At 62.3% G+C, this 15105-nt stretch carries 13 protein-coding genes; 8 read left to right on the top strand and 5 right to left on the bottom strand.

Annotation, left to right across the window (positions count from 1 at the left end):
* The 8 genes from ACI3K3_RS24205 to ACI3K3_RS24170 form a co-directional block, all read left to right on the top strand.
* Nucleotides 1-166, top strand: a 166-nt coding sequence (locus ACI3K3_RS24205; protein ID WP_404918430.1) for a GMC oxidoreductase, incomplete at its 5' end; no start/stop codon positions are given.
* A gap of 81 nt (nt 167-247) precedes the next feature.
* Nucleotides 248-1285 carry a LacI family DNA-binding transcriptional regulator gene (locus tag ACI3K3_RS24200; protein ID WP_404918428.1) on the top strand — a complete coding sequence of 346 codons (1038 nt, stop codon included), beginning with the start codon at nt 248-250 and terminating at the stop codon, nt 1283-1285.
* Nucleotides 1286-1329: 44 nt separating this feature from the next.
* Complete coding sequence (locus ACI3K3_RS24195; RefSeq protein WP_404918426.1) at nt 1330-1746, top strand: Dabb family protein; 417 nt, start codon at nt 1330-1332, stop codon at nt 1744-1746.
* 488 nt (nt 1747-2234) lie between these two features.
* Nucleotides 2235-3104 (top strand): ThuA domain-containing protein, encoded by an 870-nt coding sequence (locus tag ACI3K3_RS24190; protein WP_404918424.1) that lies wholly within the window; start codon nt 2235-2237, stop codon nt 3102-3104.
* Nucleotides 3105-3150: 46 nt separating this feature from the next.
* Nucleotides 3151-4011, top strand: coding sequence for a sugar phosphate isomerase/epimerase family protein (locus ACI3K3_RS24185; protein ID WP_404918422.1), 861 nt, complete (start codon nt 3151-3153; stop codon nt 4009-4011).
* The gene (locus ACI3K3_RS24180; RefSeq protein ID WP_404918420.1) at nt 4008-4622 is read left to right on the top strand and encodes a gluconate 2-dehydrogenase subunit 3 family protein; all 615 of its coding nucleotides are present in this window, start codon (nt 4008-4010) and stop codon (nt 4620-4622) included. Before ACI3K3_RS24185 ends, ACI3K3_RS24180 begins: the two co-directional genes overlap by 4 nt.
* Nucleotides 4623-4636: 14 nt before the next feature.
* The gene (locus tag ACI3K3_RS24175) at nt 4637-6325 is read left to right on the top strand and encodes a GMC oxidoreductase (protein ID WP_404918418.1); all 1689 of its coding nucleotides are present in this window, start codon (nt 4637-4639) and stop codon (nt 6323-6325) included.
* 108 nt (nt 6326-6433) lie between these two features.
* Nucleotides 6434-7783 carry an NAD(P)/FAD-dependent oxidoreductase gene (locus tag ACI3K3_RS24170; RefSeq protein WP_404918416.1) on the top strand — a complete coding sequence of 450 codons (1350 nt, stop codon included), beginning with the start codon at nt 6434-6436 and terminating at the stop codon, nt 7781-7783.
* 28 nt (nt 7784-7811) lie between these two features.
* On the opposite strand, the gene ACI3K3_RS24165 is transcribed toward ACI3K3_RS24170, so the two are convergent.
* The 5 genes from ACI3K3_RS24165 to ACI3K3_RS24145 all read right to left on the bottom strand — a co-directional run bounded on the left by ACI3K3_RS24165 (nt 7812) and on the right by ACI3K3_RS24145 (nt 14887).
* Nucleotides 7812-8237, bottom strand: coding sequence for a response regulator (locus ACI3K3_RS24165; protein WP_404918414.1), 426 nt, complete (start codon nt 8235-8237; stop codon nt 7812-7814).
* A gap of 22 nt (nt 8238-8259) precedes the next feature.
* A complete protein-coding gene (locus ACI3K3_RS24160) occupies nt 8260-9450 on the bottom strand; it encodes a response regulator (RefSeq protein WP_404918412.1) in 1191 nt (396 codons plus the stop codon).
* Nucleotides 9447-10409 carry a CheR family methyltransferase gene (locus tag ACI3K3_RS24155; RefSeq protein WP_404918410.1) on the bottom strand — a complete coding sequence of 321 codons (963 nt, stop codon included), beginning with the start codon at nt 10407-10409 and terminating at the stop codon, nt 9447-9449. The genes ACI3K3_RS24160 and ACI3K3_RS24155 overlap by 4 nt, the downstream gene beginning before the upstream one ends.
* Nucleotides 10406-13336 carry a response regulator gene (locus ACI3K3_RS24150; protein WP_404918408.1) on the bottom strand — a complete coding sequence of 977 codons (2931 nt, stop codon included), beginning with the start codon at nt 13334-13336 and terminating at the stop codon, nt 10406-10408. Before ACI3K3_RS24150 ends, ACI3K3_RS24155 begins: the two co-directional genes overlap by 4 nt.
* Nucleotides 13337-13576: 240 nt before the next feature.
* Nucleotides 13577-14887 (bottom strand): MFS transporter, encoded by a 1311-nt coding sequence (locus ACI3K3_RS24145; protein ID WP_404918406.1) that lies wholly within the window; start codon nt 14885-14887, stop codon nt 13577-13579.
* Between the last annotated feature and the right edge of the window lie 218 nt (nt 14888-15105).

Raw genomic sequence — 15105 nt, 5'->3', positions numbered from 1 at the left:
CGTGCTCAACAAATGGAGCCAGGCCCATGACGCCTCCAACCTTTTCGTCACCGACGGTGCTCAGATGGCATCGATTTCCTGCGTCAATCCGTCACTGACTTTCATGGCGCTGACGGCGCGCGCCGTCGATCACGCCGTGAAAGGGCTCCAGGCTGGAACCATCTGACGAGGACGCCGGCCCGCTCGGATTTCAGCGCTGCGAAAGGGCTGAAAACACGCTATCGGAGGATATGGAGACGAGAATCTGATGGCGAGGCGAAGCGAAGCGGGGGTAACGATCCGAGCCGTGGCGCAGCGCGCGGGCGTATCCGCGATGACCGTGTCGAACGTGATCAACGGCGCCGGGCGTGCCAGCGCGGCTACGGTGGCGACTGTCCGCGCGGCGATCGCGGAGCTGGGCTATGTGCCCAATCTGGCCGCCCGGCAGCTGTCGAAGGCGCGGGCGACCACGGTCGGGCTGCTCTATAGCGACCGGCGGACGCCCTTCCTCGATGCCGTACTCGTGGGAGCCTTGCGCGCCACCAATGCCCACGGGCTGCAACTGATCCTGCGCGAGGGTGAGGGCGTCAGCCGCGACGAGGCTGAGCGCATGGCGGGAGAACTCGTGCGCTCGGGTGCCGATGCCCTGTTGGTCATCCCGCCTTTCGCCGAGCAGCTCAGTGGGTCGCGCAGGATAACGGAATTGGGCGTGCCCATGGCGGCGATCGCCACCGGCACGGCAATGCCCGATGTCACGACCGTCCGGATCGACAATCGGGCCGCGATGCTGTCGATCACGCAGCAGGTCATCGCCAGTGGTCACCGGCGCATTGCCTATGTCGCCGGGCCCGATCGTTATAGCGTGGTCGCTGCCCGGCTCGACGGCTTCAGGGCCGCACTGCGCGAGGCGGGAATTTCCGAGAATGCGGAGCTGGTCGTGCGGCATGGAGAGTTCGATTACGAGGCGGGCAAGCTGGCGGCGCAGGCACTGCTTCGCCAGTCGAACCGGCCGACGGCGATCCTGTGCAGCAGCGACGACCTTGCCGCGGGGGTCGTGGCGCAGGCGCATCATGACGGGTTGCAACTGCCCCAGGATCTGACCGTCACCGGCTTCGACGACACCATTCTGGCATCACGCATCTGGCCGCCGCTGACGGTCGTGCGGCAACCCGTCGAGGAGATGGCGTTCCGCGCGGCGCAATGCCTGATAACGGGACTGTCCAGATCGCAGCCCGAAATCAGCGACGAAGTTTTCGATCACGTGATCGTCAAGCGCAATTCCATCGCCTGTCCCGCCGCGAGATAACCTTTTCGCAGGTGGGCAAGCGGTCAACTACGGAGAATCGCATCATGGAAACGAGCAGAAGGGAACTGGCGGCGATGATCGCTTTGGGAAGTACCGGGATCGCCCTTTCATCCACGCCTTCGCCGGCGGACGCGGGCACGTCGCCCGCGTCGCCCGCGCTGGTGCATCACGTGTTCTTCTGGCTGAAGCGCCCCGGATCGCAGGCGGATCGCGAGCAACTTATCGCGGGCCTGCGGACCTTGCGGGATATTCCGGTCATTCGAAAGCTGGAAATCGGCGTTCCCGCCAGTACCGAAAGCCGTGATGTCGTGGACGCCAGTTTCGATGTTTCGGAACTGATGTTTTTCGACAGCGTGAAAGACCAGAAGACCTACCAGGATCATCCGATCCACCAACAGTTCGTCAAGTCTTGCGAACACCTTTGGGCCAAAGTCGTGGTCTATGACATGGCGACCGTGTGACATGGGAGGCGCGCTCGTCATTCGCGGGGGCGATGTCGGCCTGGACGCGTCGGCTCCCGAAAGCTGGCCTAAACTAATTCATTAATTTCAGAAGCTTGATCTAAATATCGCTATTTGCACTGGCTTAGGGCGGGATTGACCGGTTCCTTCCGGTCTGTCTTAATCGAACTCTTCAGTCCGGCAGGAATGCCGATTGATGCCACGGGCACCGTCAGAGTGCCGATGGGAGATACCATGACGAAATTCGCAGTATCTGCGGACACGCTTCCGCTATCTTCGAAGCAGCGATTTCCTCGACCGGGCGATGGCCTGAGGCGGTGAAAGTCGCGCGACTCCTGACCTTTCAGGGGTTCCTCGCGGCGTCGAAATGACGAGCATCAACAGCGTTCCCGTGCTTCCCGATCCACCATTCGACAGGTGACGGGCACGGCTCGCTTCCGCGCAAAGGGCTAGAATTGATGGCGCGCAAGATACTCCGGATTTTTCTGATGGTTATCGGCCTTCTTCTGGTCATCCTGGCCGTACAGGCCTTTCGATATCGCGACACGATCCAACGCGTTTTCCTGGGCGGCGTGAAAATATACGAAACGCAGCCGCCGGAACTGCCGGCTTCGCTGCCGCGCCCCGCTGTCCTGGTGTTTTCGAAGACGAACGCGTTCCGTCATGAGGAGGCCATTCCCGCCGCAAACGCCCTGTTCCGGCAGATCGCCCGCGAAAAAGGGTGGGGCTATTTTCAGACCGAAAACGGCGCGGCTTTTCGGAAGGATATCCTTTCCCGCTTCGATACCGTCGTCTTCAACAATGTCAGCGGCGACGTGTTCACCGGGGACCAGCGATCGGCGTTCGAGAACTTCGTCAATGCGGGAGGAGGCTTCATAGGGCTTCACGCGGCGGGAGACAGTTCTCACGACGATTGGCCGTGGTACGCCCGGAACCTGATCGGGGCCGCGTTCACGATGCACACGATGTCTCCGCAGTTCCAGACCGCGACCGTCCGTCTGGAAAATCGCGAAAGCCCGGTTCTGGCCGGCCTGCCCGCGCAGTGGAAGCACAACGAAGAGTGGTATTCCTTCGCGGCGTCTCCCCGGCTTAAGGGCTATCATGTCCTTATGACGGTGGACGAGCGCACGTACAATCCTGAGGGGATGTTCGGCAAGGATCTGCGCATGGGGACGGACCATCCGGTGATCTGGTGGCATTGCGTGGGCCGGGGCCGCGCGCTCTATTCCGCGCTGGGCCACCAGGCCGAAGCCTTCCGCCAGACCGAGCATGTCCGCCTGCTGACGAACGCCCTTTCGTGGACGGCCCGCCAGACCGGCAGCGAATGCGACATTGCGCAGCCAGGCCCTCGGCCATGATCGATCGGCGCCGCACGGCTGTACGTCAGCGCGGGAAGGGCTTGGCATGAAAATCGGAATGAACCTGCTGCTCTGGACCGGGCATGTTCGCGCGGAGCACATTCCCGTCCTGGAAGCCCTGAAGCGCAAGGGCTTCGACGGGGTTGAAGTGCCGATCTTCGACACCGGCGACACCGCGCATTACCGCTGGCTTGGCGGCGTGCTCGATGGGCTGGGATTGCAGCGCACGGCCGTTGCGATCATTCCCGGACCAGCCGAAAGCCCGCTTTCGCCCGACCCTTCGGTGAGGCAGGCGGCAGTGGATCACCTCCTTTCCGTGACCGACTGCGCCGCCGAACTCGGTGCGGAGCTTCTGGCGGGCCCATGGTTCCAGCCGCTCGGCGTGTTTTCCGGACAACCGCCCAGCGAAACCGAACTGGATCGCTGCGCGGGCGTGTTCCGCAAGGTTTTGCCGCAGCTTGCGGCGGCGGGGATCGGCACCGCGCTGGAGCCGCTGAACCGCTTCGAAGCTCATCTCCTCAATACCTGCGAACAGTCACTTGCCTTTGCGGAGCGTATCGGTGGAAACGGGATCGGCCTTCTCTACGATACATTCCACGCCAACATCGAGGAGCAGGCCCCCTTGTCCGCGCTCGAGGCGGTGCACCGGGCAGGACGGCTGGCGCACGTCCATATTTCCGAGAACGATCGCGGTACGCCAGGCAGGGGCCATTTGCCGCTGCGCGAAACGGTCTGCTTGCTCAAGACGCTGGGATACGATGGCTGGCTGACGATCGAAGCCTTCGGACGCGGCCTGCCGGAGCTGGCGGCGGCAACGCGCGTGTGGCGCGATTTCTTCGCTACCCCCGAGGAAGTTTACTCCGAAGGTTTCGACCTCATCCAGACGGCTTGGGAGAGCACACGATGACTGACGCATTTGCCATGGATCGCCGATCTCTCATCGGCCGGATCGCGCTTTTGGTCGGCGCCGGCTTCCTGCCTGCTGAGGCGCTGGGCGCGGCCGCCACCAGCAAGCGGCTCCTGCCGCCGACGAGCTATGCCTTGCTGGAGGCGGTCTGCGATACCTTCGTGCCCGCAACGGATACGCCGGGCGCGGTGGGCGCGGGCGTTCCTGCGCTGCTGGACGGGCTGCTGCGGGACTGGGCGTCGAAGGACAGCCGGGATGCGCTGGTCGGTGCCTTGGGCAATATCGACAGCGGCGCCATGCAGGCCGCAGGCAAGCCGTTCGCGGCGCTTTCACCGGAGGGCCGCAACAGCTTCCTCAAAGGCTACGATGTCGCCGCGCTCAAACCGGTGCCGGGCAAGCAGAAGCCATCGGGACTGGCGGCCTTGAAGGCCGAGCCTGCGGTGGTCGATCCCGCCTATGCGAAGCTGAAGGAACTGGTCGTCGCGCTCTACTACAGTTCGGAAGTCGGCCTGACGCAGGAGCTTGTCTACGAACATGTGCCGGGACCGTGGGTGCCCTCGCTTGAAATAACGCCGGATAGCCGCCCCTTCGGCAGTCCTGGCCTGTTCTGAACGGAGATCGGGAAATGTTTGATGCGATCGTCATCGGCTCGGGCATGAGCGGCGGTATCGCCGCCAAGGAACTCTGCGAACGCGGGCTCAAGGTTCTCATGCTGGAAAGAGGGAACAACGTCGATCCGGCCACGGACTACACTGACAGTCTGATGCCCTGGGAGTTTCCCAATAACAACATGGTGCCCGAGGACGAAGTTCAGAACGACTACCAGATCCAGAGCCAGTGCTACGCCTTCAGCGAAGCCACGAAGAAGTTCTGGGTCAAGGACAGCGACCATCCCTATTCCACGCCGGAGGGCAAGCCGTTCAGCTGGATACGCGGCTATCACGTGGGCGGGCGATCGATCATGTGGGGGCGGCAATCCTATCGCATGTCGGACATCGACTTCGGTGCGAATGCCAAGGACGGGCACGGGTGCGACTGGCCGATCCGCTACGACGATCTCAAGCCGTGGTACGATCATGTCGAGAAGTTCATCGGTGTTGCGGGTACCAGGGAAGGGTTGCCGCAGCTTCCGGATGGCGAGTTTCTTCCCGGTTGGGAAATGAACGACGCCGAAAAGCAGTTCAAGACTGCGGTGGAGGCGAAGTTCGAAGGCCGCAAGGTCATTATCGGGCGCAATGCCAATCTGTCGGTGGCGCAGCCCTGGCATGAGGAACTGGGCCGGAATACGTGCCAGAACCGCTCCATCTGCGATCGGGGATGCAGCCTCGGCGCGATGCATTCCACCCTCACATCCTCGCTTCCGGCTGCCGAACGGACCGGAAACCTTACCCTCGTCACCGATGCGATCGTCCATTCGATCGTCCAGGATCCCAAGACCGGCAAGGCAAGCGGTGTGCGGGTGATCGATCGCAACACCAAGGCAGGCAAGACTTACGAGGCGAAGCTGGTGTTCCTCAATGCTTCGACCATCGGTTCGGCCATGATCCTGTTGAACTCCGCGAACGAGGCCAATCCGCGTGGGCTTGCCAACGGTTCGGACCAGGTCGGGCGCAATCTCATGGATCATCTCTATGCGCTGTCGACGATCGGGCTCTTTCCGGGGCCCAAGAACAGCTATTACAAGGGAAGGCGGCCCACCGGCATATACATTCCCCGCTATCGCAACGTGACCGAAGAGGCGGAAGGCTATGTTCGCGGCTACGGCTTCCAGGGCGGGATATCGCGGATGGGCGGTCGCACCGTCGGCATGCAACCCGGCGTGATCGGGGTGGACCTGAAAGCCGCCGCGCGCAAGATCGGGCCATGGCTTGCCTTCATTTCCGGCTTCGGCGAGATGTTGCCCAATCCGGAAAATCGAGTGACGCTCAATACGTCCCGCAAGGACAAGTGGGGCATGGCGATCCCGCATATCGAATGCGAGCAGGGTCCGAACGAAAAGGCCATGGCCAAGCAGATCCTGGCGGACGGCAAGGACATGATCCAGGCTTCGGGCGGCATGGTGATATCGCAGGCGACCGATCCCGGTGTGCCGGGCCTTGGCATCCATGAAATGGGCACGGCACGGATGGGCAAGGATCCCAGGACTTCGGTTCTCAACGGGTTCAACCAGGCGCATGAAGTGCCGAACCTGATCTGCACCGATGGGGCCGCCATGTCGTCGTCCGGCTGCCAGAACCCGTCGCTGACCTACATGGCGCTTTCCGCACGCGCTGCCGACCACGCCGTAAAGCTTCTCAAGGAAGGCGCGATCTGAACTGTAGACAGATCGTATGACAGCGCCGGGATCACATGCGCAAGCCGAGGGAAGCTGCTAAGGCACCCGCAGCGGATTGGTGGAATCCGCTTGAGCAAGGGTGCCTGAATGTCTGACGGTTTCGATGCTTCGCCGGTGAATGTGAGAAAAACGAAGACCCAGATCGTGATCGTCGGCGGCGGTGCGGCGGGCCTGGAACTGGCCGCGAAGCTGGGTGCTCACTACGGACGCAAGCACCACGACATCATTCTGGTCGACTGCAAGCGAACCCACATCTGGAAGCCGCTGCTGCATGAGGTGGCGACCGGATCGCTCGACGCCAACCTCGATGAAGTGGGCTATCGCAGCCATTGTCACCGTTTCGGATACCGCTACTTCTACGGTTCGCTGGCCGGCATCGATCGCACCAGTCGGCACGTTCGACTGGCGCCGATCAATGACGAGAAGGGCCGCGAGGTCATCGCCGCGCACGAAATCCGCTACGATTATCTCGTACTGGCCTTCGGCTCCGTCACCAACGATTTCGGCACGCCCGGCGTGTCGGAAAACTGCACCTTCCTCGACAGCCGCGACCAGGCCGATCGGTTTCGCGACAAATTGCTCGACCAGTGCCTGCGCGTCTCGCGGACGATGGCGAACAACCCGGACTGCGAGGCGCGGGTACGGATCGCGATCGTCGGGGCCGGTGCCACCGGGGTCGAGCTGGCCGCCGAACTGTATAACGCCGCCGATGCGCTGGGCTACTACGGCCTCGAAGTCTTCGACCGCAGCCGTCTCGAAGTTACGCTGATCGAGGCCGGGCCGCGTATCCTTCCCGCTTTGCCGGAGCGGTTGGCCGCTGCCGCGCGCAGCGAGTTGGAGGCATTGGGCGTGCGCGTCCTGGTGGATACGCCGGTCGTGGAGTCGACGGCGGATGGCATGGTCATGCGATCCGGCGAGAGGATCGACGCGGACTTGCAGGTATGGGCGGCGGGCGTGAAGGCCAAGCCTATCCCCGGCGGGCTGGATGGACTGGAACTTGCCCGTTCGGGCCAGATCGTGGTGCGCCCGACACTCCAGAGCGAGACCGACGATCGTGTCTTCGCCATTGGCGACTGCGCGTTCTGCAAGCTGCCGGGCAGCGAACGCCCGGTGCCTCCGCGCGCGCAGGCGGCGCACCAGATGGCCGATGCCGCCTTTGCCAATCTCAAGCGCATCATGACGGGCAAGCCGCTGGTTGATTTCGTTTACAAGGACCACGGCTCGCTGGTTTCACTCAGTCGTTTCTCGACCGTGGGATCATTGATGGGCAGTCTGGTGGGCGGACGCATGGCGGTGGAGGGCCGCCTGGCGCGCTTCATCTACCTTTCGCTCTACCGCATGCACCTTCTGGCGATCCACGGCTGGATCAAGGGGTCGGCCATGATCGTGATCAGCCACATGAACCGGATCGTCCGGCCAAGGCTCAAACTGCACTGAGGTAAATCCGCCCCTGTGCTGAGTGACCCTAGTTCGGCAGGCGGCTGGTAGTGCTCCAGAAGTTGACAACGTCGTGCAGCGCCTGGGTGTATTCGCCGCCCTTGAAGGGCTTCACCACATAGCAGCTTGCATGGCGCTCATAGCATTCGCGGATGTCGGTCGGGGATTCCGATGAGGTGAACATCACGACCGGAATGTGGCGCAGGCGCGGGTCGGACTTGACGGCAACCAGCAGTTCCTTTCCGTCCATGCGCGGCATGTTGATATCCAGAAGGATGAGTTGGGGCGGCGGGGAGGCATTTCCGGGATCGGGGCGGAGGATGTCGAGGGCATGGATGCCGTCGTTCGCGACTGTCAGCGCGCAGGGCTGCTCCGCTTTCTTCAGGGCGCGCAGCGTCATTTCCACGTCGCCTTCGTTGTCTTCCACGAGCAGGATGTTGAATGGCTTGGTCATGACCATCTCCTTCGACACTCTCTCAACAGGCTTGCTGCCCGCTTCTGGTCGGGCGCGCGGCCTCGCCGGACGGGAGGGTGAAATGAAATGTGCTGCCCTGGCCCGGCGCCGAGGTGAAGTCGATCTCGCCGCCGCAGAGCCGGATGAACTTGCGGCAGGTAGACAACCCGATGCCGGTGCCGGGATAGTCTTCCTTGCGGTGCAACCGCTGGAAGATCGTGAAGATCCGCCCACGGAAGCCGTTCTCTATGCCGATACCATTGTCCTTGACTGAAAAGCGCCAGTATCGGCCCTGCTTCTCTGCCATGACGGCGATTAACGGTGGCTGGCTGCCGTTCTGGAACTTGAGCGCATTGCCGATCAGGTTCTGGAACAGCACTCGGACCAGGGTCGAACTGGTTTCCACGCAGGGCAGGGGTGTGTAAGTCACCTCGGCGCCGCTGTCCTGGATGACGCCTTCGAATTCCGAAAGCGTCTCCCGCAATATCGCCTCGCAATCGACCGGTTCCAGCAGGATTTCCTCGCGTCCGACGCGTGAAAAGGTGAGGATGTCGTTGATCATCTTCTGCATGCGCCGCGCATTGTCGAGAATGAAGGAAAGGTAGCGGCGACCGTCTTCGTCGATCGCTTCTTCCGCATTTTCGGCCAGCAGCCCGGCAAAGGCGTTCATCATGCGAACCGGCTCCTGCATGTCGTGCGAGCAGATGTAGGCAAAGCGCTCCAGTTCCTCGTTCGACTGCGACAGCGTGGCGTTCAGGCGCATGATCTGTTCGCGCTGGACGTAAAGGTCCAGGTAGACCTTGACCTTGCTCTTCAGGATATCGGGATTGATCGGCTTGAAGATATAGTCGACCGCGCCGATCTCGGCCGCTCTGGAGGCGTACTTTTCTTCCTTGGACAGGGCCGTCACGAAGATGATCGGCACGCCGGTCATGCTTTCGTGTTCCTGCATCAGCGTGGCGGTTTCGAACCCGTCCATTTCGGGCATCTGCACATCGAGCAGGACGATCGCGAACCGGTGGCGCAGCACCAGCGACAAGGCTTCGTTGCCGGATGCTGCCTTGAAGATGTCCGCCTTGAGGGGCTTCAGCACCTTTTCCGTCGCCAGCAGGTTCTCCCAGCGGTCATCGACCATCAGGATCTTGGGACGCACTTGCGCGATCGCGGCGGTCTCGATCTGCTGGGGCACTGTCTGGAGGGCTGCAATGGTCATGACCGGATTCCCCCGCCGTCATGGGCGTTCTTGCGATAGATATAGCGCTGTCCGTCCAGCGCTTCGAAATGGTGCCGGACTGCCGAGAACTTGAGACTCTCCCTGGCGCCGAGGCACAGGAAACCGCCGTGACGCAGGGATTGGGCGAACAGGTGCAGGACCCGCTCCTGCAACGTCTTGTCGAAATAGATCAGGACGTTGCGGCAGGTTATGAGGTTCATTTCACCGAAGATGCCGTCGGTCACCAGGTTGTGATAGGAAAACGTGATCCGATCGCGCAGGAAGCCTTTCATGCGAACGAAGTCGTAGCTGGCGCTGTAATAGTCCGACAGGTCGGCTCGTCCCCCGGCCTGGCGGTAAGTGTCGGCGTAAGTGGCCATGAGCCGCTTGGGGTAAATGCCCTTCTCCGCAGTATCGAGGGAGGCCCTGTTGAAATCGGTGCCGTAAAGGCGGGCGCGTTGCAGATAGCCTTCCTCGTGGAGCAGGATCGCCAGCGAATAGACTTCCTCGCCGGTTGCGCAGCCGGCGCACCAGATCTTCACGAAGGGGAAGGTCTTGAAGACGGGGACCAGCCGCTCGCGCATCGCGCGATAGCAAGGCGGATCGCGGAACATCTCGGTCACCGTGACCGACATGGTGCGAAGGAGCCGGTCGAAGAAGGCCTCGTCGCGAAGGACGCGGGCGATTGCCTCGCTGAAATGGGCTAGCCCCGCCGCGCGCCGAGCCTGATCGAGGCGACGACGGACCGAAGCCTGGGAATAGTGGCTGAAATCGTAACCCCAGCGGCGGCGGATCGCTTCGAGCAGCAGGGATATCTCTATCGTTTCCAGATCTTCGCGCTGCGCGGGGGGATAGGCAGGCGTCGGTCTGTCGGCAATGTAATCGCAATCGGGGCCATCGCGATCGGGCGCGGGGATGTCGGCGGGAGCGTGAGCGGCCGGCGCCAAGCCCAGCCTCACGCCACCTCCTCCTGACGGAACAGCCAAACCCGCAGGAGCGTCAGCAGCCTGTCGATATCGACGGGTTTGGTCATGTAGTCGTTGGCGCCTGCCTTCATGCAGCGCTCGACGTCTTCCGGCATGGCGCGGGCGGTGAGGGCGATGATGGGCAGGTCGGCCCACTCCGCATTACTACGGATTTCGCGCATGGCTTGATAACCGTCCATCACCGGCATCATCACGTCCATGATCACCAGATCGATCCCGCCGATCTCCGCGAGCTTTTCCAGCGCCATTTGCCCATTGTCGGCGATGACGAGATTGAGGCCCTGCTTCTTCAGGACTTTGGACAAGGCGAAAGTGTTGCGCATGTCGTCGTCCACCAGAAGCACCGTACGGTTCTCGAGCATCCTGTCGGGATCGTGATATCTGGCGGCCCTGACCTGCGCGTCGCCCAGGGCGTTCGCTTCGATGCTGTGCAGGAACAGGGTCACTTCATCCAGCAGGCGCTCCGAAGACGAGGCGCCCTTGATGACGATGCTTTCCGTATATTGGCCAAGAAGGCGGTTTTCTTCTTCGGAAAGGTCGCGGGCGGTATGGACGATGACCGGCGGGCAACCGTCCTCACCGAGCAGCGCTTCCGCCTTTTTCAGCCAGTCGAACCCGGTCATGTCGGGAAGGCTGAGATCCAGGATGACGCAGTCGAACGATTGCAGCTCCATCCGTTCGAAAGCGTCCGAGCCCGTTTCGGCCATGACCAGTTCGATGTTCTTCTGGCTGAGAAGGGCGCGAATGGCGGCCTGGGTCAGGCGATCGTCCTCGATCAGCAGCACGCATTTGATTTCCGCCCGCAACAGGCTTTCGATGTGATTGAATACGGTGTCGATATCCGATTCCGTGACGGGCTTGGTAAGGACACCCGCCGCGCCCTTGCGCAAGGGCGCTCGCGTGACCGCGGCGTCCGCCCCGGAAACGACATGCACCGGGATGTGGCGCGTATCGGGGCTGTGCTTCAACTGGTCGAGCACGTTCAGTCCGCCGATGTCGGGTAAACTCAGGTCGAGCAGGATCGCGGTGACGGGATGCTGCGCGGCAAGGAGCAGGCCGCTTCTGCCATCGCCTGCTGCCAGCACTTTGTAGCCGCGCTTGCGGGCGATCTTCATCAGGGTGGCGGCGAAGCCGGGATCGTCCTCGATGACCAGGACGACACGTTCGCCGGGGCTCAGGTGGTGGCGGTCGTCATCGAGAAAGGGCGCGATCGGGAGGCTGCGTTCGCTAATGGTGCCAGGCGCCGCGACGTCCCCGATCGGAAGGAACAGCGTGAAGGTGGAGCCTTGTTCCTTGACGCTCTCCACATGGATCTCCCCGCCGAGAACCTGCGCGAACTTGCGGGCGATGGTCAGGCCCAGTCCCGTGCCGCCGTAATGGCGATCGATGGAGCCATCTTCCTGTTGGAACGCCTCGAAAATATCCTTGAGCTTGGTTTCGCTGATGCCGATCCCGGTGTCCGTCACGCTGAGTGCGACGGCCTTTTCCCGAACGAGATCGGCGCGTTGCAGCCGATCGCCATCGCCGGCAGGCCGCAGGGTGAGGGTGACCGATCCCCGCGCGGTGAACTTGAAGGCATTGGACAGCAGGTTTTTCACGATCTGATCGACGCGCTGGCTGTCGGTGTTGATATGCGTCGGCAGCGCGGGATCGCACACGATGTGGAAGGCCACGCCCTTGTCCCGTGCCACGGGTTCGAAGCCCTGGCGCAAGTGGCTGACGATCGCGTCGATCGGCGTTTCCTCCGCAAGAATATGGATCTTGCCGGCCTCCACCTTGGAGAGGTCGAGAATGTCGTTGATCAGGTTCAGCAGTTCCAGGCCGCCGTTGTGTATGACGCGCGCCTCCTCCACCTGCTCGGCAGTCAGGTTGCCGGTTTCATTGGCAGCCAGTCCCCGCGAGAGGATGAGCAGCGAATTGAGCGGGGTACGCAGTTCGTGGCTCATGTTGGCGAGGAATTCGGACTTGTACTTCGAAGACTGCGCCACCTCGCGCGCCTTTTCCTCTATCAGGCGCTTGGCCTCTTCAAGATCGCGGGCCTGGGCGCGGATGCGTTCGTTCTGTTCCTCCAGCGCGCTGGTCTTTTCCTCAAGTTCTTCGTTCGAGGCCTCCATCTCTTCGTTGGCGGCCTTGAGTTCCTCCTGCTGGGTCTTGAGCTCTTCCTCGCGCCTTTCGAGTTCCTGCGTGTAAAGCAATTGCTGGGCGGCCGATCTGGCGCGGCTGCGCTGGTAGAGCCATACGGCAAGAACGATGCCGAAGTAGGAAAGCAGGGTGATGATCGCCGTGAGGCGCATGTTGTGCGTGACATTGGCGGCATCGACCTGCTGACGCTGCCGGAGCAGGTGCTCCTCCTCGGCCGACATGATGGCGAGCTGTTCGCGGACCCGTTCGATCATGGTCTTGCCGCGATTGAGGGCCTGTTCCGCCCCGCCGATGGCACCGCGGCGCATCGCGATGGTGGTTCGAAGGTGATCGAGCAGGGCCTGGCTTCTCGTTTCCAGTTCGTCGAGATTGGCCGATTGAGAGGGGTTGTCTGCTGTCAGGCGTCGCAGCAGCGCCAGTTCCTGTCCGATGGAACGCTGCATCGGGGTGATGGCGTCATCCGGGGAGGCATTCTTCCGGTCCTGCAAGGCGTCGCGATAGGTCTGGAGAAAGTCCGGATTGCCCGTCACCAGATAGCCCGGCGGAGCTGCCGCCGCGCGCTCGTAGAGATTGCCGAGGAGGGAGATGTGGCGCCGGACGGTATAGGTATGATCCACCCAGCCGCGCGCGCCGGTCAGGTCGGCGGCCTGCTTCGTGAACATGAGGGCCGCAAGCAGAAAGGCGGCGGTGATCACGACTATGGCGATCGCCGTGGCATTGCGGGTAAACGGATTCTCCCTCGGTGGCGCAGGCGTCATTGGGAACTCTCGGAACTGGACTCGCGCGCGGCCCCGGCTTCATCGGGCCCAACGCGCGACAACCAAACTCAAGTCCTGAAAATGATCCGAAAGCCCCTCTAATGCCTAAAGGTGGGACTAGGTTTTGGTACGCATCCCGCTGTGAATGGCGATCCTGAAACGCAGTGAGGGAAGCGCTTCCTTCCCTCACCGTGGCACCGCCTGCGTCGCTGGCCCGACGCTGAAACCGAACGCGCGGGATCAGGCGCCAGCCAGTTCCTGCCGACTTTCGATCCGAACCTGGGCCAGTTTCGGGCTCAGCAAATGAATACAGCCAAGCGCAATGAAGTAGGCCGATCCCGCCACTGCGAACAGAGGCGCGTAAGTGTTCATGTTGTCGAGGACGAAGCCCGCGTACTTGGCCATCGCCATGCCTCCGATTGCGCCGGCCGTGCCACCGATCCCTGTCACCGAACCCACTGCCGCGCGCGGGAACAGATCCGGCACGATCGTATAGAGGTTCGCTGAGAATGCCTGGTGCGCCGCCGTGGCGAGTCCGATTATCAGCACAGCCAGCCACAGATTGTCGACCGACTGGACGATGAAGACGGGCAGAACTGCCGTCGCGCAGATGAGCATCGTGATCTTGCGCGCGAAATTGACGCTGGCCCCGCGATGGATAAGGCGCGAGGAGAACCAGCCTCCCGCCACGCTGCCGACGTCCGAGAGAAGATAGATCACGACGAGCGGCGGCCCGAAGCTGAGCAGGTCCAGTCCGTAGCGGTCGCCCAGGTAGCCTGGGAGCCAGAACAGGAAGAACCACCAGACCGGGTCGATGCAGAATTTACCCAAGGCGAAAGCCCAGGTTCCCCGCATGCGCAAAACCTTGGACCAGGGCACGGCGGTGACGACGGGCTCCGCATCCTGGTCTATCCACGCGCGCTCTTCGGCGCCGAGGCGGGGATGCTCGGCGGGACGGCGATAGACGATCAGCCACGCCACCAGCCAGACGAAGCTCACGACGCCGGTGATGACGAAGGCGGCGCGCCAGCCGTAAGCGACGGCGATCACGGGAACCAGCAGCGGCGTGATGATCGCGCCCACGTTCGAACCGGCGTTGAATATGCCGATCGCGAAAGCCCTTTCGCGTGCGGGAAACCACTCGGTTACCGCCTTGATCGCGGCCGGAAAGTTACCCGCTTCGCCGATGCCGAGCGCGAAGCGGACGATCGAGAACTGCGTTACGCTGGATGCCAGGCCATGGGCGATGTGCGCTGCCTGCCAGATCACGAAAGCGACCGCATAGCCATAGCGCGCACCGAGCACGTCCATGACTTTGCCGAAAACCAGGAAGCCGAAGGCATAGGCCATGGTGAAGTAGAAGATGACATCGGCGAAGTCGCTTTCAGACCACCCCAGTTCGTTGGAGAGCGTGGGCTTCAGCACGCCGATCATCTGGCGGTCGACGTAGTTTATCACCGTAGCGGCAAACAGCAGGGCGACGATCGTCCAGCGGTATCGTCCGTTCGGCACCGACGGCTTGGTGGTGGCCGACGTCTCCTTGGCGGTCACAGGCTATCCTTCCCTTTGTTGGTCTGGAGCGGCTCAACCGACTACATCGGATCGACCGTCCCACGTTCTTGTTTTACCGCGTTTTCCGAGGGATCGGGTGATTCCACCCGGTTGGAAAACGCTCCAGCGGCCGCTTCACGGCTCTTGTCCGGCTATTCGGATGTTTGGTGGTATGGCTCCAGAATAAGCCGGGGCTGGAGCTGGGGCTGGGGCTGGGG

Origin of the sequence: Novosphingobium sp. ZW T3_23, assembly GCF_044987305.1 — a bacterium.
Taxonomy (GTDB): Bacteria; Pseudomonadota; Alphaproteobacteria; order Sphingomonadales; family Sphingomonadaceae; genus Novosphingobium.
This window is presented reverse-complemented; position numbering and strand designations above follow the sequence as displayed.